General features: G+C 71.4%; 20 protein-coding genes. 11 read left to right on the top strand and 9 right to left on the bottom strand.

Translation table 11 applies throughout. The features are described from left to right. Positions 1 to 215: 215 nt before the first annotated feature. A complete protein-coding gene (locus tag BG482_RS31035; RefSeq protein WP_069772503.1) occupies positions 216 to 653 on the bottom strand; it encodes an ATP-binding protein in 438 nt (145 codons plus the stop codon). 315 nt (positions 654 to 968) lie between these two features. On the opposite strand from BG482_RS31035, the gene BG482_RS31030 reads away from it, so the two are divergent. From BG482_RS31030 to BG482_RS31015, 4 genes are all read left to right on the top strand, one after another. Next, on the top strand, positions 969 to 1,844 hold the full coding sequence (locus tag BG482_RS31030) for a helix-turn-helix transcriptional regulator (protein WP_069772502.1): 876 nt from the start codon (positions 969 to 971) through the stop codon (positions 1,842 to 1,844). Continuing rightward, positions 1,841 to 2,110 carry a DUF397 domain-containing protein gene (locus BG482_RS31025; protein WP_069772501.1) on the top strand — a complete coding sequence of 90 codons (270 nt, stop codon included), beginning with the start codon at positions 1,841 to 1,843 and terminating at the stop codon, positions 2,108 to 2,110. The genes BG482_RS31030 and BG482_RS31025 overlap by 4 nt, the downstream gene beginning before the upstream one ends. Positions 2,111 to 2,192: 82 nt before the next feature. After that, positions 2,193 to 2,999: an SAM-dependent methyltransferase gene (locus tag BG482_RS31020; RefSeq protein WP_069772500.1), complete on the top strand. Its 807-nt coding sequence runs from the start codon at positions 2,193 to 2,195 to the stop codon at positions 2,997 to 2,999. 45 nt (positions 3,000 to 3,044) lie between these two features. Further along, on the top strand, positions 3,045 to 4,025 hold the full coding sequence (locus tag BG482_RS31015) for an aminoglycoside phosphotransferase family protein (protein ID WP_069772499.1): 981 nt from the start codon (positions 3,045 to 3,047) through the stop codon (positions 4,023 to 4,025). A gap of 28 nt (positions 4,026 to 4,053) precedes the next feature. Here the strand turns inward: BG482_RS31015 and BG482_RS31010 are convergent, their stop codons facing one another. Beyond that, positions 4,054 to 4,599 (bottom strand): AAA family ATPase, encoded by a 546-nt coding sequence (locus BG482_RS31010; protein WP_069772511.1) that lies wholly within the window; start codon positions 4,597 to 4,599, stop codon positions 4,054 to 4,056. Positions 4,600 to 4,671: 72 nt separating this feature from the next. Here BG482_RS31010 and BG482_RS45485 point away from each other — a divergent pair, with 72 nt between their 5' ends. Next, on the top strand, positions 4,672 to 5,250 hold the full coding sequence (locus BG482_RS45485; RefSeq protein WP_256096533.1) for a hypothetical protein: 579 nt from the start codon (positions 4,672 to 4,674) through the stop codon (positions 5,248 to 5,250). A gap of 128 nt (positions 5,251 to 5,378) precedes the next feature. Beyond that, the gene (locus BG482_RS31000) at positions 5,379 to 6,188 is read left to right on the top strand and encodes an SAM-dependent methyltransferase (protein WP_069772497.1); all 810 of its coding nucleotides are present in this window, start codon (positions 5,379 to 5,381) and stop codon (positions 6,186 to 6,188) included. Positions 6,189 to 6,280: 92 nt separating this feature from the next. Here the strand turns inward: BG482_RS31000 and BG482_RS30995 are convergent, their stop codons facing one another. The 6 genes from BG482_RS30995 to BG482_RS42960 all read right to left on the bottom strand — a co-directional run bounded on the left by BG482_RS30995 (position 6,281) and on the right by BG482_RS42960 (position 12,817). After that, positions 6,281 to 7,735, bottom strand: a complete 1,455-nt coding sequence (locus BG482_RS30995) for a WGR domain-containing protein (RefSeq protein WP_069772496.1) — start codon at positions 7,733 to 7,735, stop codon at positions 6,281 to 6,283. A 108-nt stretch (positions 7,736 to 7,843) separates the two neighbouring features. Continuing rightward, complete coding sequence (locus BG482_RS30990) at positions 7,844 to 8,602, bottom strand: VCBS repeat-containing protein (RefSeq protein ID WP_069772495.1); 759 nt, start codon at positions 8,600 to 8,602, stop codon at positions 7,844 to 7,846. 59 nt (positions 8,603 to 8,661) lie between these two features. Next, positions 8,662 to 9,642 carry an MASE1 domain-containing protein gene (locus BG482_RS30985; RefSeq protein ID WP_069772494.1) on the bottom strand — a complete coding sequence of 327 codons (981 nt, stop codon included), beginning with the start codon at positions 9,640 to 9,642 and terminating at the stop codon, positions 8,662 to 8,664. Positions 9,643 to 9,702: 60 nt separating this feature from the next. Beyond that, a complete protein-coding gene (locus tag BG482_RS30980) occupies positions 9,703 to 10,551 on the bottom strand; it encodes a PP2C family protein-serine/threonine phosphatase (protein WP_069772493.1) in 849 nt (282 codons plus the stop codon). A 227-nt stretch (positions 10,552 to 10,778) separates the two neighbouring features. Beyond that, positions 10,779 to 12,419 (bottom strand): phosphoglucomutase (alpha-D-glucose-1,6-bisphosphate-dependent), encoded by a 1,641-nt coding sequence (pgm, locus tag BG482_RS30975; RefSeq protein ID WP_069772492.1) that lies wholly within the window; start codon positions 12,417 to 12,419, stop codon positions 10,779 to 10,781. 221 nt (positions 12,420 to 12,640) lie between these two features. Beyond that, positions 12,641 to 12,817 carry a hypothetical protein gene (locus tag BG482_RS42960; RefSeq protein WP_107450821.1) on the bottom strand — a complete coding sequence of 59 codons (177 nt, stop codon included), beginning with the start codon at positions 12,815 to 12,817 and terminating at the stop codon, positions 12,641 to 12,643. Between the two features lie 371 nt (positions 12,818 to 13,188). Between BG482_RS42960 and BG482_RS30970 the strand changes: the two genes are divergently transcribed. Then, a complete protein-coding gene (locus BG482_RS30970) occupies positions 13,189 to 13,842 on the top strand; it encodes a lysophospholipid acyltransferase family protein (protein ID WP_069772491.1) in 654 nt (217 codons plus the stop codon). Between the two features lie 293 nt (positions 13,843 to 14,135). Here BG482_RS30970 and BG482_RS30965 read toward each other — a convergent pair whose 3' ends face one another. Next, a complete protein-coding gene (locus BG482_RS30965; RefSeq protein WP_370745926.1) occupies positions 14,136 to 15,128 on the bottom strand; it encodes a LacI family DNA-binding transcriptional regulator in 993 nt (330 codons plus the stop codon). A 291-nt stretch (positions 15,129 to 15,419) separates the two neighbouring features. On the opposite strand from BG482_RS30965, the gene BG482_RS30960 reads away from it, so the two are divergent. The 4 genes from BG482_RS30960 to BG482_RS30945 all read left to right on the top strand — a co-directional run bounded on the left by BG482_RS30960 (position 15,420) and on the right by BG482_RS30945 (position 20,862). Next, complete coding sequence (locus BG482_RS30960; protein WP_069772490.1) at positions 15,420 to 16,346, top strand: carbohydrate ABC transporter permease; 927 nt, start codon at positions 15,420 to 15,422, stop codon at positions 16,344 to 16,346. Positions 16,347 to 16,350: 4 nt separating this feature from the next. Then, positions 16,351 to 17,274, top strand: coding sequence for a carbohydrate ABC transporter permease (locus BG482_RS30955; protein ID WP_069772489.1), 924 nt, complete (start codon positions 16,351 to 16,353; stop codon positions 17,272 to 17,274). An 89-nt stretch (positions 17,275 to 17,363) separates the two neighbouring features. Then, positions 17,364 to 18,701 carry an ABC transporter substrate-binding protein gene (locus BG482_RS30950; RefSeq protein WP_069772488.1) on the top strand — a complete coding sequence of 446 codons (1,338 nt, stop codon included), beginning with the start codon at positions 17,364 to 17,366 and terminating at the stop codon, positions 18,699 to 18,701. A gap of 115 nt (positions 18,702 to 18,816) precedes the next feature. Beyond that, on the top strand, positions 18,817 to 20,862 hold the full coding sequence (locus BG482_RS30945; protein WP_069772487.1) for a beta-galactosidase: 2,046 nt from the start codon (positions 18,817 to 18,819) through the stop codon (positions 20,860 to 20,862). Positions 20,863 to 20,968 lie beyond the last annotated feature (106 nt).

The following is a 20,968-nucleotide window of genomic DNA, read 5'->3' as shown; positions in this document are numbered from 1 at the left end:
CCGGCTCAGGCGCGCCGACCTCGGTTGCCCGGCCGCTCCACCTTCCGCGCCGAACGAGGAGCCGGCGCCTGAACGGCGCTCGGCCGAGGCAGGGGCCGCTCGAAGCCGAGCTCGCGCCGAGCCGCCAAGGCCCGCCCCGGCGGCGACCGGGCCGCATCAGGCCCTCGGTACGCCGGAGCCGTCAGGCCGTCGCGGTGCTCAGGCCGTCACGAGGGTCAGGCCGTCAGGGTCACCCACACCGCGTTGCCGCCGGTCAGTCTCGAACGGTCTACGCCCCAGCTCTGGGCGAGCTGCTCCACGAGAAGCAGTCCGCGGCCACCCTCGTCGTCCGGGCCGGGCTCGCAGCGGGGCAGGACGCGGCCCGAACGGTCCTGGTCGTGCACCTCCAGGCGCAGACATCCGACGCCGACCAGCCCGACTCCGCACAGGAACCGGGTGCCGAGCGCGTGCCGTACGGCGTTGGTGGCCAGCTCGGACACGAGCAGGACGGCGTCCGCGCACAGCTCGCCGGGCAGCCGCCACGCCGTCAGCCGCGCGTCCATCGAGCGGCGGGCCAGGGAGACGCTGGAGCGGTGGGCGGGGAGTTCGAGCCAGTGCGTGCGATCCGGACTCCAGGTGTCCAACGGCTGGGGAGAAGTCGTGTGGGGGGACACGGTGGACGCCTTCCGTGGGGGGCGGGAGCAGCAGCCAGAGGCCGGGGAAGGTGAGCAAGGGGCCGAGGAGGACGGGGTGTTCTGTTCGGACCCCTGCGCCGCGAACGCCTGGGCAGCCCAACTCCTCTGAGGATGGAGGAGCTTGACGGGGGAACGCTGAAGTTCGACGGCGCGGTTCACGTGAGTAACTATGCTCGCACCTAAGTTCAAGCTGCAACCGACTGCCTGATAATTTCAGCAAGCCGGTATCCGTCCGGTCGCGCCATCAGGGCGCCATCGGACTCATCAGGGTGACAGTCCCTCAGGAGGCACGGCGTGAGCGAAGGCCGTTCGGGCACGGGCAGCAGCAGTGCGCCCACCGTGTTGCGCATGATCCTCGGCCGGCGGCTGCAGGAACGGCGCCAGAACGCGGGCGCGTCACTGGAGGACGCGGCCAGGGCGCTGCGCGTCAAGCCGCTGACCATCCGCCGGCTGGAGAAGGCGGAGGTCGGCCTCAAGCCGCTCTACGTGGAGATCCTGCTCGACACCTACGGGGCCGGCCGGCAGGAGATCGAGGAGTTCGTCGCCCTCGCCGAGCGGGCCAACGAGCCCGGCTGGTGGCATCCGTACCGTGACGTGCTGCCGAGCTGGTTCAGCGGTTACGTCAGTCTGGAGACCGGGGCCCGGACGCTGCGCACCTATGAGCCGCACTACGTCACGGGGTTGCTGCAGACCCCCCGGTACGCGCGCGGAGTCCTCGGCGGCGGCTTCCCGAGCGACCGGGACGAGGATCTCCAGCGGCGCGTGGACCTGCGGCTGCGCCGCCAGAGCCTGCTGGAGAGAGCCGACGCGCCCACGCTGTGGGCGGTGCTGGAGGAGACCGTGCTGCACCGGATGGTGGGCGGCCCCGAGGTGATGCGGGAGCAGATCGACCGGCTGCTGGAGGTGTCGGAGCTGGAGCATGTCAGCGTCGACATCGTGCCGTTCACGGCCGGAGCGCACGTCGGCGCCTGCGCACCGTTCACCTACTTCCGGTTCGAGGAGCCGGAACTCCCCGACATCGTCTACACCGAGATCCTCTCCGGCGCCGTGTACCTGGACCAGCGCTCCGAAGTCGCGGCGCATCTGGAGGCCCACAACCGCATGTCCCTGCTGACCTCGGACACGGACAGCAGGGCACTCCTGAACCGTATGCGCAAGGAGTACTCATGACCGGCACCGGCGGCGGCCACAGCCACGCGCACGACGTCTACAACGGGATGCCCGCCTCGGACCTGGGCGACCACGGCTGGGAGTCTCCCTGGAGCGGCCCGAACGGGGGCCAGTGCGTGCAGACCAAGCAGCTGGCCGACGGCCGCGTGGCCCTGCGGCAGTCGACCGACCCGGCCGGGCCCGCGCTGATCTACACGCCGGAGGAGATCGCCGCGTTCGTCGCGGGAGTCAAACGGGGTCTCGCCGACCATCTGGCGGCCGGCTGAACCCGAACACGACGGACAGGACGGCCCGTTCCCGGCCCCGGCCTGCCCGGCACCCCCCATGCACACCACCGAAAGGCACAGGATGACCACCTCGAACGCCCCGCGGGACATCGACACCAGCAGGCCGCACTCCGCCCGGATGTACGACTACTACCTGGGCGGCAAGGACCACTTCGAGGTCGACGAGCAGGCGGCGGAGTCCGTCGCGGGCGTCTACCCGGGCATCTTCGTGTGCGCCCGCGAGAACCGCGCCTTCATGCACCGGGCCACCAGGGTCCTCGCCCGGGAGCACGGCATCCGCCAGTGGCTGGACATCGGCACCGGCATCCCGACCGAGCCGAACCTGCACCAGGTCGCCCAGTCCGTCGTCCCCGAGGCGCGGGTGGTGTACGCCGACAACGACCCGCTGGTCCTGAAGTACGCCGAGCGTCTGATGCGCAGCACGCCCCAGGGGCGCACGGCCTACGTCCACGGGGACGTCAACGACCCCGGAGCGCTGCTCGCCGCGCCCGCGCTGGCCGAGGTGCTGGACCTGACCCGGCCCGTGGCCCTGTCCCTCAACGCCCTGATGCACTTCGTCACCGACGCGCAGGACCCGTACGGCATCGTGGCGCGCCTGCTGGACGTCGTCCCGTCGGGCAGCGCGCTGGCCCTGAGCCACTGCACGCCCGACTTCGACCCGTCGACCTGGCAGAAGGTCACCGACATATACACCGGTGCCGGCACTCCGGTGCAGTTCCGCTCGCGGGACGACGTCGCCCGCTTCTTCGACGGACTGGAGCTGCTCGACCCCGGGGTCACCGTCGGCCACCGCTGGCGTCCGGACGGCCCCGTCGAGGCGACGGACGCCGAGGTCAGCCTCTGGACCGGGGTGGGGATCAAGCCGTAGCCGGGCTACCGACACCTCCCCCACCGCACCCCGGAAGGCACAGGCATGCAGACCATGGCCGCTCGCATCGCGGACCTGTACGGCCTCGGCGAGGGGCCGTGGACGATACGGCCGGTCGCCCGGGGGGCGCTGGGGCAGATCTGGAAGCTGTCCGGGAGGGGCTCCTCCTGGGCGGTCAAGGAGATGCTCTTCGGGTGCGACGAAGGGCAGGTGCGCACGGAGTCCGAGCTGCGGGCCGCCGCGGAGAGGCTGGGGGTCGCCTCGCCGCGGCTGTTCTCCGACCGTCACGGCGCCTTCGTCTCGCGACTCGACCCCGGACCCGAGGGGTCCTGGGTGAAGGTCTACGACTGGATCGACGGCGATCGCCCGGACGCGTCCGATCCGGAGATCCTGAGCTGGTGCGGCCGCACGCTGGCCGTCCTGCACACGGCCGGAGCGGGCACGGGCGGGGTGCCCGACCGCTGGTACGAGCAGTGCCCCGGTGAGGCGGACTGGGCGCGGCTGCTGGCGGAGGTGCGCCGCCGCGGGATGCCGTGGTCGGACGCGCTGGGCCGGTTCGTCGCGACGTCGGCGAAGGAGCTCGCGCTGCATGTGACCCCGTCCGGCGCCGGTGACGTCGTCACGTCGCATCTCGACGTGCAGCCGCAGAACGTCCTGGTCGGTGCGGCCGGGCCGGTGCTTCTGGACTGGGACAACGCCGGGCCGATCCCGGCGGGACGGGAGCTGGCCCAGGCCGTCTACGTGTGGTCCGGCGGCAACGACTTCGATGCCGACCGGGCCCTGCGGGTGGTGCGGGCGTATCGGGACGCGGGCGGCGGTCCGGTCGTGCGGGGGCTGGAGTCGTTCTCGACGCTGTTCGCGACGGCCCTGAACTATGTCCGGGTCCAGGCCGAGTCCGCGATCGATCCGACGGTGACGCAGGCACAGCGCGAGTTCGCGAGCGGACAGGTCGTCGCCTGTCTGGCCCGACTGCCGGAACCGAGCGCCGTCGCACGCCTGGCACGGACCCTGGAGACCGTGCGGTGACGGCCACGCCGGCCTCGTGGCCGGGGCCTCAGTGCTCCCGGGCCGGAAGGCGGTCGAGGCCGGTCTCGCGCATGATGCGGTCGACGGTCTCCGTGAGGCCGCTCTCCGCGCCGATGACGGTCTCGGCGCCGCTCGGCAGCAGGTCGAGCTCCCGGTACCAGTCGCGCAGGTCCGCCTCGCCGACCTCGTCGGCGATCGGTTTTCCCGCGTGCCGTACGAGGGTCTCCTCGAACGACACGTGCAGGTAGTAGGCGTGGGTCGGGCCCCGGTGGGCGGCGCGCAGCCGCGCGAGCATGTCGCCGTAACGGTCGGCGTACAGGAGGCCTTCGAGGACGACGTGGTAGCCGGCGTCCAGGGCGTAACGGGCGACGGTCTCGATGAGGCCGATGTTCGCAGCGCCGGGCCGGTCGCGCTCGCGCAGCACGATCCGGCGGAGGTTGTCCTGCGCGACCAGGGCCAGGCCCCGGCCGAACCGCTCGCGCAGTCCGTCCGCCACCGACGACTTGCCCGACGCGCTGTTGCCGCGCAGCACGATCAACCGGGTGTCCGGGCCTCCCACTGTCACGGCGGTCACCTTACCGACGGCGTCCGCCTCTGAGTACGGCAACTCATGACGCGGCGGGGCCGTTCGCGCGAGGATCGGCGCATGACGATGATCGGACGCCCCGAAATCCTGCGCGCGGCTCCCCTGTTGGCCGCGCTCACTCTGCTGGCGGCGGGATGCGGAACCCAGCGGGCGGGGCAAGCGGCCGGGGACGGCGGCCCGTCGCGGGCCGCCGTGGCGACGCCGGGCACGCCGGCGGACTTCCCGTGCCCCGGCGAGAGCGCCGCGCCCACGCCCACCCCGAGTGCGGCCTCCTCGGCTCCCGCCACACCGCCCACCGACCACTACGCCGAGAACCACGGCTTCAGGGTGCCCCTGGAGCTGCACGGCCGGAGCCGCTGCGACGGGCTGGCTGCCGCCCGACGGATCGAGCGGGCGCTCGAACCGCTGCGTAGGCGCGGCGACTTCAGCCCGCAGAGCACTCGCGCCGCACTCACCGGTCTGGGTTACGCGGCCGGGGACGTGCAGTCGTCCCAGAACGGCCCGACCGGGGTGAGTTTCCTCGTCGTCGCCCGCCCTCTGTGCCTGGAGGGCGGCATCGACCGCGAGAAGACCCGGGCGGATGCCTTCGGCGGCTACCCCGACGGCACCGACTGCGAGCCCCCCGCCGGCGGCCACTGATCGCGGTCGTCCACGCACGGAGACCGTTCGAGGCGACCGGATAGGTGAACTGATGTACGGAACCGTGCCGTTGGGACGTAAGTTGTGGCCAGAACTGCTCACGCCTCGGTGAAAGACGGACGACGACCATGACCGACCCTGAGACCACGTCAGCGGCGCATCAGCCCATCGACACGTCGGTGCCGCACTCGGCCCGCATCTGGAACTACTGGCTGGGAGGCAAGGACAACTACCCCGTCGACGAGGAGGCAGGCGACGCGTACACGGCCGTCTTCCCCGGCATCGTCACCATCGCCCGCAGCAGTCGTGCCTTCCTGCGCCGGAACATCACGTATCTGGTGTCGGAGGCGGGCGTCCGACAGTTCCTCGACGTCGGCACCGGTCTGCCGACCGCCGAGAACACCCACGAGGTCGCCCAGCGGCTCGCCCCGGAGTCGCGGATCGTCTACGTCGACAACGATCCCCTGGTTCTGGCCCACGCCCGCGCCCTGCTCACCTCCACCAGCGAGGGCGCGACCGCCTACGTCGACGCCGACGTCCTGGACCCGAAGCGCATCCTGGCGGCCGCCGCCGAGACGCTGGACTTCAGCCGCCCCACCGCGCTCATCCTCAGCAACATCCTCGGCCATGTCGCCGATCACGCGCAGGCCCGCGCCATCGTCACCGACCTGATGGCCGCGCTGCCGTCCGGCAGTTACCTGTCCGTCAACGACGGTTCGCGGGGCATCGACCCGGTCTTCGAGCAGGCCCAGGACGCCTACAACGAAAGCGGCGCCGTCCCGTACAACCTGCGCACCGTCGAGGAGATCACGGCGTACTTCGACGGCCTGGAACTGCTGGAGCCGGGCGTCGTCTCGGTGCCTCTGTGGCGTCCTGAGGCCGGCTCCCCCGCCCCGGACCTCATCGGCGAACACGGCGGCCTCGGTCGCAAGCCGTGACCGCGGGCCGTCCGGACGGCACGTGACCTGCCCGCCGCCGTGCCGTCCCGCCAGGGCGGGCGCGGCGGCGGGCGGCGGGGCTGCGGCTGCCGTCACAGCAGACGCCGGATGTCACCGCGGACCCGGTAGAAGCCGCCGGCCGCCGGGTGCAGGGCGTCGACGACGTAGCGCGCCCCGGGCTGCCGTATCTCACGCGGGAACTGGACGTTCCAGGACGCGTCGTAGCCGTCGGAGACCACGTGCACCCGCACGCGCCCGGCCCGCTGGACGCACTCGACGACGATCGCGCCGGCAGGGGCCTGCGCCACGGTGGCCACCGCGCTCACCGCCGTGGCGGGCGCGTAGGTCGGCAGGGCGGCCGCGAGCTTGACGTCCCGTGCCACCGGAACCGTGCCCTGCTGGGCGGCGTCGACGGCGGCCTCGCTCGCGTCCACGCAGACCAGCGAGCCGTCCGTGGTCACCAGGTACAGCCGTTCGTCGCGGTACTGCATCGACAGGGCGGATCCGCCGCCGGTACCGAGCTTCCACAGACGGGTGCCGTCCCGGTCGAAGCAGTACACGGATGACGACGCGTCGCCCGCGAACACGAACCGCCCGTTGGGCGAGGTGGCGCACGAGTACACCGCGCTGTCGCAGCCGTACGTGGCCTCGACCGCCCCGGTGGCCTTCGACAGCCGCTGGACCACCCGGTGCGCGGTTCCCGCGTACACGGCGTCCTCCTCCTGCCAGCCGAACAGGACGCCGCCCCGGGTGGGCGTGTGCCAGAGTTCGCCGCCGCCGTCGGGCGCGTAGGCGGTGACGCCCCGGTGGTGTCCGTGGTAGACGGCCCGGTCGTCGGCGCGCACCATCCACGCGTGCTCGCCCTGGCTGCGTCGGGCCCACTGGTGCTCGTCCTCGTGGTCGATGACGGTGAGCCGGCCGCCCCGGTCCGAGACGTTGAGGATCCCCTCGTGGATGTCCAGCCAGAAGATGTCGACGTCGGCCGTGATGTCGTACGCGGCGAAGGGCAGCTTCGAGGACAGGTCGTAGACCTTGCCGTCGTCACAGCCGGCGTAGATCCAGAAGTCGTCGGCGACCAGGCACTTCACCCCGTCCGGCAGGCTGAAGCGGGCGAGGACGCCGCCGTCGTGGTCCAGGGTGTAGACGTCGCCCGCCTGGTTGCCGACCCAGCAGCGGTCGTCGTCGACGTGGATGCCGAACGCCGAGGAGCCGGTGCGGAACCGCCACAGCACCGGAGCCACGGCACGCGCGGTGGAAGGGGCCGAGGCCACCTGACGACGGGTCACCGCACGCGGGGCGCGCTGTCCCGCGACAGCCGGGGTGTATCCCTTGCGTACCTTCTCGCCGACCTTCTTCGCGGCGGCCGCTCGGGCCTTGTCGGCGGTGGGGAACGTGGTCGTCTGCATCTGGCCGGAGGCGCCGATCCTGCCGTAGCGAACCGTCACCACCGTGCCGTCGACGGCCACTTCGTAGAACTTGTGCGCACCGCCGTCGTCCTGCGACAGCTCCAGATACGTCGTCGACACGCTGCTGGACCCCGTAGACATGACACACCCCTCCCCAGGGCGGACCCGCGGCCGTTCCGGCGGATCCCACTGCCGAAACCGTAGGCGCAGGCACTGACAATCACGTCGGTCGAGGCGCGGGCGCGCTCGTCAGGCGGAGTCCGGGGCCCCGGCGGGGGCGTCGGCCGCGCAGTGCGGATAGAAGGGTTCGAGGCCGGCGTGGAGGAAGTCGTCCGCGATGCCGCGGCCGGTGTCGTCCGTGGTGCCGTCGTGCCGGCGGGGAGCGTCCCTGAGTCCCCCGTCGCCCTCGCCCAGGTGGATGCGCGTCTCGTACAGGCCGTCCCCGCTGTACACGTGCGCCAGCAGGTCCGGGTAGCGGTCATGATCGATGTCGATGACGGCGATGTCCTTCGCCGCCCCCAGGTCGAGCGGGATCGTCCGCTGCCCGCGGCCCGTGTCGGAGAAGGGTCCCAGTCTCAGCTCGGAGACCTTGGGGCGGACGGGGTCATCCCCGCGCTGTTCGGCGCCGGCGACGACGAGGAGGTCGCTCCAGCCGTCGCCGTCGAAGTCCGCGACGGCGGCGCGCGCGAACGACTGGTGCTCCCCCGCACGGTCGGCGAGCGCACGCACCCCGGCGGTCGTCTCACGGGCCGAGCCGACGCCGAAGGCGATCGTCAGGCGGGCGCCGACGCGGGACGGGTCGGACATGCGGTCCGGGTAGCCGTCGGCGTTCAGGTCGGCCGTCAACTCCCCTGCCGGAGTGAGACACGCGGTGACGGCGGACGGCTCGCTCGGCCGCGGGGGCGGCGCTCCCCGTGACTCCGCGGAACCGGCGAGGAGCAGCAGGGCGAGCACGACGAGACCGCCGCGCTTCAGTCGCCTCTTGTGCGTGTCGCCCACCGGGACCATGGACTCCGACTATCGCACACGCGTGTGACGCCGTCCGGATCGGCCGACGGCACGGCCCCTCAGGAGTCCTTGTCCTTCGTGGGCCGCCCCGGTGGGATGTCGCCGGCCGTGAGGTGTTCCAGGACCTCGACCAGTTCCTGGCAGGCCCGTTCCACGGAGCGTCGGGTGCTGCGCTGCTCCGCGATCACCGCGGAGAGCAGCAGCGCCGTGAGGGCCATCGTCCCGTTGAAGGCCTGGAGCTTGAGCATCACCTCCACGCGGGTCAGTCGTGTGAAGGGCCCCGCCCCGTCGGTGGCGGCGACCGTGGCGAGCACGGAGGTGAACAGGGCGCACAGCATGCTCCCGCCCAGTTGGAACCGCAGTGCCGCCCAGATCAGCAGCGGGTAGACGAGGAAGAGCAGGCTGACATGGCTGCGGGTGGCCAGCGGCACGACGGCGCAGGCGATGAGCACCAGGCCCGTGCCCTCCTTCCAGCGGGACAGGTGCAGGGGCCGTCGGAGCGTGTAGAGCACCAGCAGGACCGGCGTGACGATGAGGACGCCCATCGCGTCCCCGACCCACCAGGCCAGCCACACGGCCCAGAAACTGTGCGCATTGATCTTGTCGGTGAGGAACAGGAGACCCACGCCGACGGTGGAACTGATCAGCATGGCGGTGAGGGCCCCCAGGAAGACCAGTGCCAGACCGTCGCGTAACCGGGTCAGGTCGGTGCGGAAGCCCACCTTGCGGAGCATGAGGTACGCGCAGACGGGGGCCACGGTGTTGCCGGCGAGGTTGCCGATCACCGCGGGCCGCAGCGACGTCAGGGACATGATGACGAGAAGGGCTCCGAGCGCGATGCCCGCCCAGGAGCGGATCCCGAGGATCAGCAGACTGGCCACCGCCACGCCGGTGGGCGGCCAGATGGGCGTGAAGACCGCGCCTTCGACGACGAGCTCCCGCACGAGGCCGAGCCGCCCGGCCCCGTAGTAGCACAGGGCGACGGCCAGCGTCTGGATGACGAAGACGGCCGTCCGGCGCAGATCGGGAGTACCCACCACAGCAGCCATCAGACACCGCCGCGGCACTGTCGGCGAGGCGAGGGACACGGCGAACCGGCCCTATGGCTGAACCCGGGGACGTTCCGGTCCCGTCAGTCCGTCATGGCCGACGACGAGGACGGCCGCGTCGTCCTCGTGGCCGACGCGCTCGGCGCGCTTGATGACCGCGGCGGCGAGCGCGTCCGCCTCCATGCCCGCGACGGCGGCGATCCCCGCGAGCCGCACCACCTGGTCGAGGCCCTCCTCGACGCTGAGCGTCGGCCCCTCCACCACCCCGTCGGTGAGCAGCACGAAGACGCCGCCCTTGGTGAGCCGGTAGCGGGTCACGGGATAGTCCATGCCGTCCTGGACGCCGAGCGGCGGTCCGCCCTCGTCCTCGGCGACGCCGGACTTTCCGTCGGCGGTGGCCCACACGCACGGGATGTGCCCGGCGCGCGCGCTCTCCAGGACGCCCGTGGCGGGGTCGAGACGCATGAAGGTGCAGGTGGCGAAGAGGTCGCTGCCGAGCGAGAGGAGCAGTTCGTTGGTCCGGGCGAGGAGCTCGCCGGGCTCTCCGGTGACGGAGGCCAGGGCGCGCAGCCCGACGCGGACCTGTCCCATGAACGCGGTCGCCTCTATGTTGTGCCCCTGGACGTCGCCGATCGACAGACCGATGCGGCCGTCCGGCATGGCGAAGGCGTCGTACCAGTCGCCGCCCACGTTGAGGCCGTGGCAGGCGGGGGCGTACTTCACCGCGAGCCGGAATCCGGGGGCCGCCGGCAGGTCCCTGGGCAGCATGCCGCGCTGCAGTGCCAGGGCCAGTTCCACGCGGGAGCGTTGCAGCTCCGCGCGCTCGCGCGCCTGGGCGGTCAGCGAACCGAGCCTGGCCAGCAGCTCGTCGCCGTCGTCCGTGCGGCGCTTGCGGGACATCGATCACTCCGGCGGGACGGCGGCTCATCGGAAGGGAGGGAGGAAGGAAGGAGGCGGGCGCCCTGTCACCCCTTTCAGGCAAAACTCGCATTTTACCTTCATAGGATGATACCGGGCCGAGCCGTGCCGGCCCGACCTCGGCACCGCCTCACGTGGCACGGTGTGCCCGCACGCCTTCCCCGCCGCCACGGCGGCTTCCGCCCCGCCCCGCCCGGGCGGGGCGCGGTTCAGCCGGCCAGGGCCGCGTCCACGACCTGCTTGGCCTCCTCCTGCACCCGGCGCAGGTGGTCCGGCCCGAGGAAGGACTCGCCGTAGATCTTGTAGACGTCCTCCGTGCCCGACGGCCGGGCGGCGAACCAGGCGTTGGCGGTGGTCACCTTGATGCCGCCGATGGCCGCGCCGTTGCCCGGGGCCTCGGTGAGCACGCCGGTGACGGCTTCGCCGGCCAGGGTGTCCGCGGTGACCTGCGCGGGTGAGAGCTTGGCGAGCAGCGCCTTCTCCTCGCGGGTGGCCGGCGCGTCGATACGGGCGTAGGCGGGCGCGCCGAAGCGTTCCGTCAGGGCGGCGTAGTGCTCCGACGGGGTTTTCTCGGTGACCGCCGTGATCTCGGAGGCCAGCAGCGCCAGGATGATGCCGTCCTTGTCCGTGGTCCAGACGGAGCCGTCACGACGCAGGAAGGACGCCCCGGCCGACTCCTCCCCTCCGAAGCCCAGCGAGCCGTCGACCAGGCCGTCCACGAACCACTTGAAGCCGACGGGCACCTCGACCAGCCGGCGCCCGAGGTCGGCGGCGACCCGGTCGATCATCGAGGACGACACCAGGGTCTTGCCGATGCCCGCCCCGGCGGGCCACTGCTCCCGGTGCGCGTAGAGGTAGCCGATGGCGGCGGCCAGGTAGTGGTTGGGGTTCATCAGGCCCGCGTCCGGCGTGACGATGCCGTGCCGGTCGGCGTCGGCGTCGTTGCCCGTCGCGATCCGGAAACGGTCACGCTGGTCGATGAGCGAGGCCATCGCGTACGGCGACGAGCAGTCCATGCGGATCTTGCCGTCCCAGTCCAGCGTCATGAAACGCCAGGTCGGGTCGGTGAGCGGGTTGACGACGGTCAGGTCGATCCGGTGCTGCTCGGCGATCCGGCCCCAGTAGGCGACCGACGCCCCGCCCAGCGGGTCGGCGCCGATGCGGACGCCCGCGGCGCGGATCGCGTCCAGGTCGACGACGTTCGGCAGGTCCGCGACGTAGGCGCCGAGGAAGTCGTGGCGACCGGTGGTGGAGGCGCCGAGGGCCCTCGTGTACGGGATGCGCCGTACGTCCTTGAGGCCGGCCGCGATCACGTCGTTGGCGCGGTCCTGGATCCAGGAGGTGGCGTCCGAGCCGGCCGGCCCGCCGCTCGGCGGGTTGTACTTGAAGCCGCCGTCGGCGGGCGGGTTGTGCGAGGGGGTGACCACCACGCCGTCGGCGAGGCCGGTCGTGCGGCCCCGGTTGTGGGTGAGGATGGCGTGGGAGACGGCGGGCGTGGGGGTGTAGCCGTCGGCGTCGTCGATGAGCACGCTCACGCCGTTGGCCGCGAACACCTCCAGCGCCGTGACCCGCGCGGGCTCGGACAGGGCATGGCTGTCGGCACCGAGGAAAAGGGGGCCGTCGGTGCCCTGGGCCGCGCGGTACTCGCAGATCGCCTGGCTGGTCGCGGCGATGTGATCCTCGTTGAACGCCGTGTTCAGCGACGATCCGCGGTGCCCCGAGGTGCCGAACGCCACCCGCTGGGCCGGGTCGGCCGGGTCCGGGTGCAGCGCGTAGTACGCGGTGACCAGCCGGGCGACGTCGACGAGATCTTCGGGGCCGGCCGTCCGGCCCGCTCGCTCGTGCTGCATGTGCCCGCTCCTCCACATCGGTTGACCATTGGCTTGCGGTCCCATCTTTCCCTGTGGGAGCGCCCGCCCGCGACTACGGGCCGGCCCGCCGTATCCGGAGTTCGTCCGGTCCGGTCCGTCCGGTCCGGTCCGTCCGGTCCGGTCCGTCCGGCCCGTGCCGCGATCCGCTGCGGTGCGACGGGCACGCGGCGCGACAGGCGCCGCGGTGCCGTCGGGCGGGATCAGCGCCGGCGGCCGCGGACCGCCCAGCCGCTGCCGATGCCCGCGACATGGAGGGCGAGCAGGGCCAGTCCGATCAGCATGACGTTGGTGGAGGTGAAGGTGTCGTTGGTGGAGATGTCCGCCGCGTTGATCAGGAAGGCGATGAAAAACAGCACTGCCGAGATGATGGCGAGCACGGGGTCCGTCCTTTCGGGTCTGGAGCTTCGCCGGGCGCCTTGTCCCGGCGAGTCGTTCAGGCGAGCCGGTGTTCCGGCGAGTCGTTCCGCCGAGTCGTTGCGGTGTACTGCCGCGGTGCACTGACGCCGGGTGTCGCCGGGTGTGATGCTTCGATATGTAGTGCTTCGGTGTGCGTTGTTCGGGTCCGGTGTCGCTTCGGTGTCGTCGTCTCGTCGATGTGACTGTTCTCCGAATGCCCCCGACCGGGGTTCGAACACCGGGCCGTTTCACCGCCGTTCGGCGCGGGGCCGGTATCTGAGTAGCCGTACTCAGGCGTGGGGGCCCCGCCGCCGGGAGACTGGGGCTCCGATCGTCCAGCCCGGAGGCCCTCGTGTTCAGCCGTGCCGTCTACGCCCTGACGCCGCTCTTCGGGCGCCTCACCGTCACCAGCGAGATCAAGCTGCGGCTGCCCGCGGGGACCATATTCGTGGCCAACCACGACTCGATGGCCGACCCGGCCGTCGTCCTGACCGCCCTGCGGCGGTTCGAACTGGAGCCGGTGGTCATGGCGACCGCCGGACTGTGGCGCATCCCGCTGCTCGGCAGGGCCCTGACGCGCGAGGGACACATCCCGGTCCACCGGCGTTCGGCGCGTGCGGCGCTGGCTCTCGACGCCGCCGCCGAGGCGCTCGCCGGGGGCCGGCACGTGCTGCTCTACGGCGAGGGCGGACTGCCGCACCGCAAGGACGCGGGGGCGTCGGCGCCCGAGGCCTTCCGCACGGGACTCGCCAGACTGGCCCAGGCGACCGGCTCGCTGGTCGTGCCGGTGGGGCACGCGGGCGCCCGACGGATCGCCTCGGGCTCGACCGCCAAGCAGCTGGCGGGCACGCTCACCGCGCCCGTGCGCCGTCCGCACTGCCACGTGCACCTGGGCGCACCGCTGCGCCTGCCCTCGGAGACGGAGCGCGGCACGACGGCGGCCCGGCTCGCCGTCACCACGGCATGGCGGACCGCGGCCCGCGCCGTGGGCGAACACCCGAGGTAACCACCCGCGCCACGCCTCACATTTCCCCTCCCCGTGCCACGCGCCTCTGTGCGAGGCCCCGTCGGCCCCGGGAGAAGGGGCGCGCCCGCTCCTGTCCCGTCGGCCCGGGCTTGCACACGCGGCCGGGCACACCTCGGCCACCGCACACCTCGACGACGGCGGAACCTCGGCCACCCAGGGCTCCAGCCACGTCCGGTCCCCGGCCGCCTCGCACGCGGCGCGCCGCCGGCACCCGGAGCCCCGGCGCCGTACGGATCGACCGCCGCGCACCCCTCCCGCCGGGCGACGGGCGGCTAGCCCTCGGCGGGCGGTGGGGCCGTGCTGTCGCGCAGGACCAGTCGCGTGGGCACGAGCGTCGTGCCGTGCTCGGAACCGTCCGGGCGCATCTTGCGCAGCACGGCCTGGACGCACAGGCGGCCGACCTCGGCGAAGTCCTGGTGCAGGGTGGTGAGCGGCGGCAGGAAGGAGCCCGCCTCGGGGATGTCGTCGAAGCCGATGACGCTGACGTCCTCGGGCACCCGGCGGCCGCGTTCGTGCAGGGCCCGCAGCAGGCCGAGGGCCATCTGGTCGTTGGCCGCGAAGACGGCGGTGCACTCCTCGCGGGCCGCGAGTTCGAGGCCGGCCCGGTAGCCGGACTCCGCCGACCAGTCCCCTCGGACGAGGGGCGGGGGCGTGCGGCCCGCCTCGGCGAGGGCGGCGCGCCAGGCGTCCGCGCGGCGCTGAGCGGCGAACGAGCCCTCGGGCCCGCCCAGATGCCATACGGTCCGGTGTCCGAGGTCGAGGAGATGCTGGACGGCGGTCCGGGTGCCGCCCGCCTGGTCGGTGTCGACGACGGTGTAGTGGTCCCCGGCGTCGGAGTCGACCACCACCACCTGGACGTGCGGCGGCAGTTTGACGGTCGCCGCGTCCAGCAGGTGCACTTCCATGATCACGATGACGGCGTCGACGGCCAGTTCCTCGAGCCGGGAGAACGCGCCGCGCACCTCGTCGGTGGTGGGCACGGCCACCGGGAGCAGGGTCACCGCGTAGCCTTCCTCGGCCGCCGAGGTGGCGATCGCCTCCAGGGTGCGCACGTTTCCCGTGGTGGACAGCGTGAACGTGATGACGCCGATCGTGCGGAACTCGCCGCGCTTGAGGGCGCGGGCGGCGCTGTTGGGCCGGTAGCCGAGTTCGGCCATGGCGGCGAGGACCTGCTGCCGGGTCTCCTCGTTCACGCCCGCGTAACCGTTGGAGACACGCGAGACGGTCTGCGACGACACCCCGGCGAGCCGGGCGACGTCGGCCATGGAGGCGGTGGCCCGGGTGCGTCTGGGCACGTCGGCCGGTGTTCTTCGAGCCATGTCCACTCGGTGTCCCCACCTCTCTGTCGGCGCAGGTGCCACGGTCTCCCCAGACGACTCTTGACCATCGTTATCGGGGCAGTGTAGACATGCCGCCATCAGATGTTTACGTAAACATAACAGCTTGCCCAGTCTCTTGCGTGGCCGATGTTTGCGTAAACATCATGGTGGCGGTGAGGCGTTCGGAAATCTCCGCGCAACACCGCCTGCTCCAGTTCTGGACGAGCGAGGAACGACATGACGACGCTGCAACCGCCGGTGGCCGCCGAGCCGCGGCCGGCACCTCCTCCGGCGAAACGGGACCGCCGCTCCTGGACGGGATGGGGTTTCATCGGTCCCTTCGTGGTGGTGTTCGCGCTGGTCTTCCTGGCGCCGATCGCGTACTCGATCTACCTGAGCCTCTTCCGCGACCAGCTCATCGGCGGAAACCACTTCGTCGGCCTGGACAACTACACGCAGGCCCTGCAGGACGACGCGTTCTGGTCGGCCGTCGGACGGGTGGCGCTCTTCCTGGCGGTCCAGGTGCCGATCATGCTGGGCATCGCCCTGCTGGTCGCGCTGGCGCTGGACAGCGGCCGGCTCTACGGCAAGAGCTTCTTCCGGATCACGATCTTCCTGCCGTACGCCGTGCCCGCCGTGGTCGCCACCCTCATGTGGGGCTTCATGTACGGCACCAAGTACGGCCTGGTGGGCGACATCAACTCCGCGTTCGATGTCACCCTGCCCGACCTGCTCTCCCCGGACTGGGTGCTCGCCTCCATCGGCAACATCGTGACCTGGGAGTTCGTCGGGTACAACATGCTGATCTTCTACTCGGCGCTGCGCGTCGTGCCGACCTCGCTGTACGAGGCTGCGGAGATCGACGGCGCGGGCCAGTGGCGGATCATCGGCTCGATCAAGCTGCCCGCGATCCGGGGCGCGCTCGTCATCGCGACGATCTTCTCGATCATCGGCAGTTTCCAGCTCTTCAACGAGCCGAGCATCCTGCGTCCGCTGGCGCTGAACTCGATCACCACGGACTTCACGCCGAACTTCTACACGTACTCGCTGTCCTTCAACGGCCAGCAGCACAACTACTCGGCGACGGTGGCCATCATCATGGGCGTCATCACGATGATCGTCGCCTACGCCGTCCAGCTGCGCGGCATGCGCAAGGGAGCGTGACCCGATGAGCACCTCTGTCACCGCCTCCCCCGCGAAGAGCAGCGCGCCCAGGCTGCGGACCCCTCGCAAGAAGCACACCCCGGGCAAGCCGAAGCGCAATGTGCTGCTGACGGTGCTGATGGCCCTGATGGTCCTCTACACCGTGGTGCCGCTCATCTGGCTGGTCATCAACTCCACGAAGACCCAGGCCGGGCTCGCCGACTCCAACGGGCTGTGGTTCGCCCACGACTTCGCCCTGTGGGACAACATCCGGGACACCTTCACCTACCACGACGGCATCTTCGGCCGCTGGCTGCTGAACACCCTGCTGTACGTGGTGCTCGGTGCGGGCGGCGCGACCCTGCTGGCCGTGCTCGGCGGGTACGCCCTGGCGAAGTTCCAGTTCCCCGGCAAGCGGGCGATCTTCGCCGTCGTGATCGGCGCGGTCGCCGTGCCGGCCACGGCGCTGGCCGTGCCGACCTTCCTGATGTTCAGCAAGATGGGCCTGACCGACACCCCCTGGGCGGTCATCATCCCCTCGCTGGTGTCTCCGTTCGGCCTCTACCTGATGTGGGTGTTCGCCGCCGAGGCGATCCCGACCGAGCTGCTGGAGGCGGCCCGGATGGACGGGGCGAGCGAGGTGCGGACCTTCTTCCAGGTCGCGCTGCCGCTGCTGGCCCCCGGGATCGTGACCGTGCTGCTGTTCACCACGGTCGCCACCTGGAACAACTACTTCCTCCCGCTGATCATGCTGAAGGACCCCGACTGGTACCCGCTGACGCTGGGTCTGAGCGCCTGGAGCTCCCAGGCACAGACCATCGGCGGAGACGTGATCTTCAACCTGGTGATCACGGGATCCCTGCTCACGATCCTCCCTCTCATCGCCGCCTTCCTGTTCCTCCAGAAGTACTGGCAGTCCGGCCTCTCCGCCGGAAGCGTCAAGGAGTGACGCGGGCAGCGCCCCCGAACCCCACATGTGAGCAACACCGGCACCACCTCCACCCTCACCTGTCCCACCCACGTAGAAGTGGAAGCACCATGCGCAGAACAACGAGCCGCATCCTGCGCGGCATCGCCCTCGTCTCCACCCTGGCCCTGGGCGTGACCGCCTGCGGCGGCTCGGACGACGCCTCCGACACCAAGGCCGTCTCCGCCGGCGACATCCAGGCCGCCCTGGACAAGGGCGGCGACATCACGGTCTGGGCCTGGGAGCCCACCCTGAAGACGGTGGCCGCCGACTTCCAGAAGAAGTACCCGAAGGTCAAGGTCAACCTGGTCAGCGAGCGCTCCGGGGACAAGCACTACACCGCGCTGTCCAACGCGATCTCGGCCGGCAAGGGCGTCCCGGACGTCGCTCAGGTCGAGTACTTCGCCCTCGGCCAGTACTCCCTGACCAAGGGCCTGACCGACCTGGCCCCGTACGGCGCCTCCAAGCTCGCCTCCAAGTACACGCCGGGCCCGTGGAACGCGGTCAGCGACGGCGACAAGGTCTACGGCCTGCCGATGGACTCGGGCCCGATGGCGCTGTTCTACAACAAGACGGTCTTCGACAAGTACAAGATCGCCGTCCCGACCACCTGGGACGAGTACCTCGACGCCGCCCGCAAGCTCCACAAGGCCGACCCCAAGGTCTACATCACCAGCGACCTCGGTGACCCGGGCCTGACCACCTCCCTGCTGTGGCAGGCCGGTTCGCGCCCCTACAAGGTCGACGGCACGAAGCTCGGCATCAACTTCGACGACGCCGGTGCCAAGAAGTACGAGACGGTCTGGCAGCAGCTGATCAGCGAGAAGCTGGTCGCCCCGGTCAACGGCTGGACCGACGACTGGTACAAGGGCCTCGGCGACGGCACCATCGCCACCCTGCCCACCGGCGCCTGGATGCCCGCCAACTTCGTCACCGGCGTCCCGAACGCCAAGGGCCAGTGGCGCGCGGCGCCGATGCCGGCCTGGACCAAGGGCGACAAGGCGAGCGCGGAGAACGGCGGCAGCTCGCTGGCCGTCCCGGCGCTGGCCAAGAACAAGGAACTCGCCTACGCCTTCACCGAGTACGCCAACTCCGGCGCCGGTGTCGCCACCCGCGTCGGCGAGGGCGCCTTCCCCGCCACCAAGGCGGAGCTCGAGTCCCCCGCGTTCCAGAGCAAGAAGTTCGACTACTTCGGCGGCCAGGAGGCCAACAAGATCTTCGCCGACTCCGCCGCCAACGTGGCGAGCGACTGGTCGTACCTCCCGTTCCAGCCGTACGCGAACTCGATCTTCAACGACACGGTCGGCAAGGCCTACGTCTCCAGCGCCAAGCTGGCGGACACTCTGAAGGCCTGGCAGGACGCCTCGGTCAAGTACGGCCAGGAGCAGGGCTTCACGATCGAGAAGTAGTCGGAAACAGTCGGTACGCAGTGATCAGTACCCAGTAATCCCCATGCAGTGAAACGCCGGGCGGCGCGGCTCCCGGGCCGCGCCGCCCCCGTGCACCACCTTCGGAAGGACCGCCATGATCTCCACCCTCCAGTCCCGCATGCTGCGCGGGGCGGACGGTGACCCCGCTCCGCGTCTGGCCTACGGCGCCGACTACAACCCCGAGCAGTGGCCCCGGGACGTGTGGGAGGAGGACGTCCGGCTGATGCAGGAGGCCGGCGTCACCGTCGTCTCCGTGGGGATCTTCTCCTGGGCCCGCATCCAGCCGGGCCCGGACACCTGGGACTTCGGCTGGCTCGACGAGGTCATGGACCTGCTGCACGCGGGCGGGATAGGCGTCGACCTGGCCACCGCCACCGCCTCTCCGCCGCCGTGGCTCACCACGGCCCACCCCGAGATCCTGCCGGTCACGGCGAACGGCGAGACGCTCTGGCCGGGCGCCCGGCAGCACTGGCGGCCCACCTCTCCCGTCTTCCGCGAGCACGCACTGCGCCTGGTCCGCGAGATCGCCGGCCGCTACAAGGACCACCCGGCGCTGGTCGCCTGGCACGTCTCCAACGAGCTCGGGTGCCACAACGTCTACGACCACTCCGACGACGCGGCCCGCGCCTTCCGCGTCTGGCTGCGCGCCCGTTACGGCACGCTCGACGCCCTCAACCACGCCTGGGGCACGGCGTTCTGGTCGCAGCGCTACAGCGACTGGGAGCAGATCCTGCCTCCGCGGCTGGCCGCGTCCCATCCCAACCCCACCCAGCAGCTGGACTTCAAGCGGTTCTCCTCGGACGCGCTGAAGGACCACCTCGTCGCGGAGCGCGAGATCCTGCGGGAGATCACCCCCGGCGTTCCCGTCACCACCAACTTCATGGTGATGGGCGGCACGAAGGGCATGAACTACCCGGACTGGGCGGGCGAGATCGACTTCGTCTCCAACGACCACTACGTGCATCCCGGCCCGCAGGACCGCGACGAGCTGTCCTTCTCCGCCAACCTGGTCAGCGGCATCGCGAGCGGCCGGCCGTGGTTCCTGATGGAGCACTCCACCAGCGCGGTCAACTGGCAGCCCGTGAACGTGGCGAAGCGACCGGGCGACCTGGCCCGCGACTCGCTGCTGCACGTGGCGCACGGCGCGGACGCGGTGTGCTTCTTCCAGTGGCGGCAGTCCGCGGCCGGCGCCGAGAAGTACCACTCTGCGATGGTCCCGCACGCCGGCGCGGACAGCGACCTGTTCCGCGCGGTCGCCGACCTCGGCGCCAAGCTCAAGACGCTCGCCCCGGTGGCGGGTTCGGAACGCGAGGCGGCGGCCGTCGGCATCCTCTACGACTGGGAGTCGTGGTGGGCCAGCGAGCAGGACTCCCACCCGAGCGCCCTGCTGGACTACCGGCAGGAGGCGCTCGACTGGTACTCGGCGCTCCTGGCCCTCGGCGTCCGCGCCGACCTCGTGACCACCCGCGCCGACCTCTCGCGCCACCAGGTCCTCGTCGCGCCCGTGCTGCACATGGTGCCGGCCGAACTGGCCAAGGACCTCACGCGCTACGTCGAGCGGGGCGGCCACCTCGTCACCACGTACTTCTCCGGGGTCGTCGACGAGAACGACCATGTGTGGCTCGGCGGATACCCCGGCGCGCTGCGCGACCTGCTCGGCATCCGCATCGAGGAGTTCGGCCCGCTGCTCGCCGGCGAGAGCGTGGAGCTGGACGACTCCACCCGGGGCAGTCTGTGGACCGACCGGATCACCCTCGCCGACGGCGACACGGAGGTCCTGGCGCACTACCGCAGCGGGGTGCACTCCGGGCGGCCCGCGGTCACCCGCCGGTCCACGGGCGCCGGCTCGGCCTCGTACGTGTCGACCCGGCTCGGCGTCGACGGGCTGCGCTCGCTGCTGCCGCGCCTGCTGGAACCGGCCGGTGTGAGCAGCGAACTTCCGTCGCAGGCCAGGGGATCGGTCGAACTGGCGGTACGGCGCGGCCCCCAGGGACGGTTCCTGTTCCTGGTCAACCGGACCGACGACACGGTGCAGGTGCCCGGCCTCGACGGCGAGGTACTGCTCGGCGCCCGCGACGCGGAGGGCTCCCTCGTCCTCGGTCCCCGGGAGGTCGTCGTCCTGCACCGGCCCACCGCCTGACGTCCCCACCCGCACCCCACGACTCCCCGGGCACGGCCTGACCCGTGCCCGGGGGCCATCCCCTCCGGCCCGCACGGCGGGAGGGGGCCCGCCACAGCGACCGCAC

It is taken from the genome of Streptomyces sp. LUP30 (genome assembly GCF_001746365.1).
Taxonomy (GTDB): Bacteria; Actinomycetota; Actinomycetes; order Streptomycetales; family Streptomycetaceae; genus Streptomyces.
The sequence above is the reverse complement of the archived record's forward strand: the minus strand, read 5'-3'. Positions and strand labels throughout refer to the sequence as shown.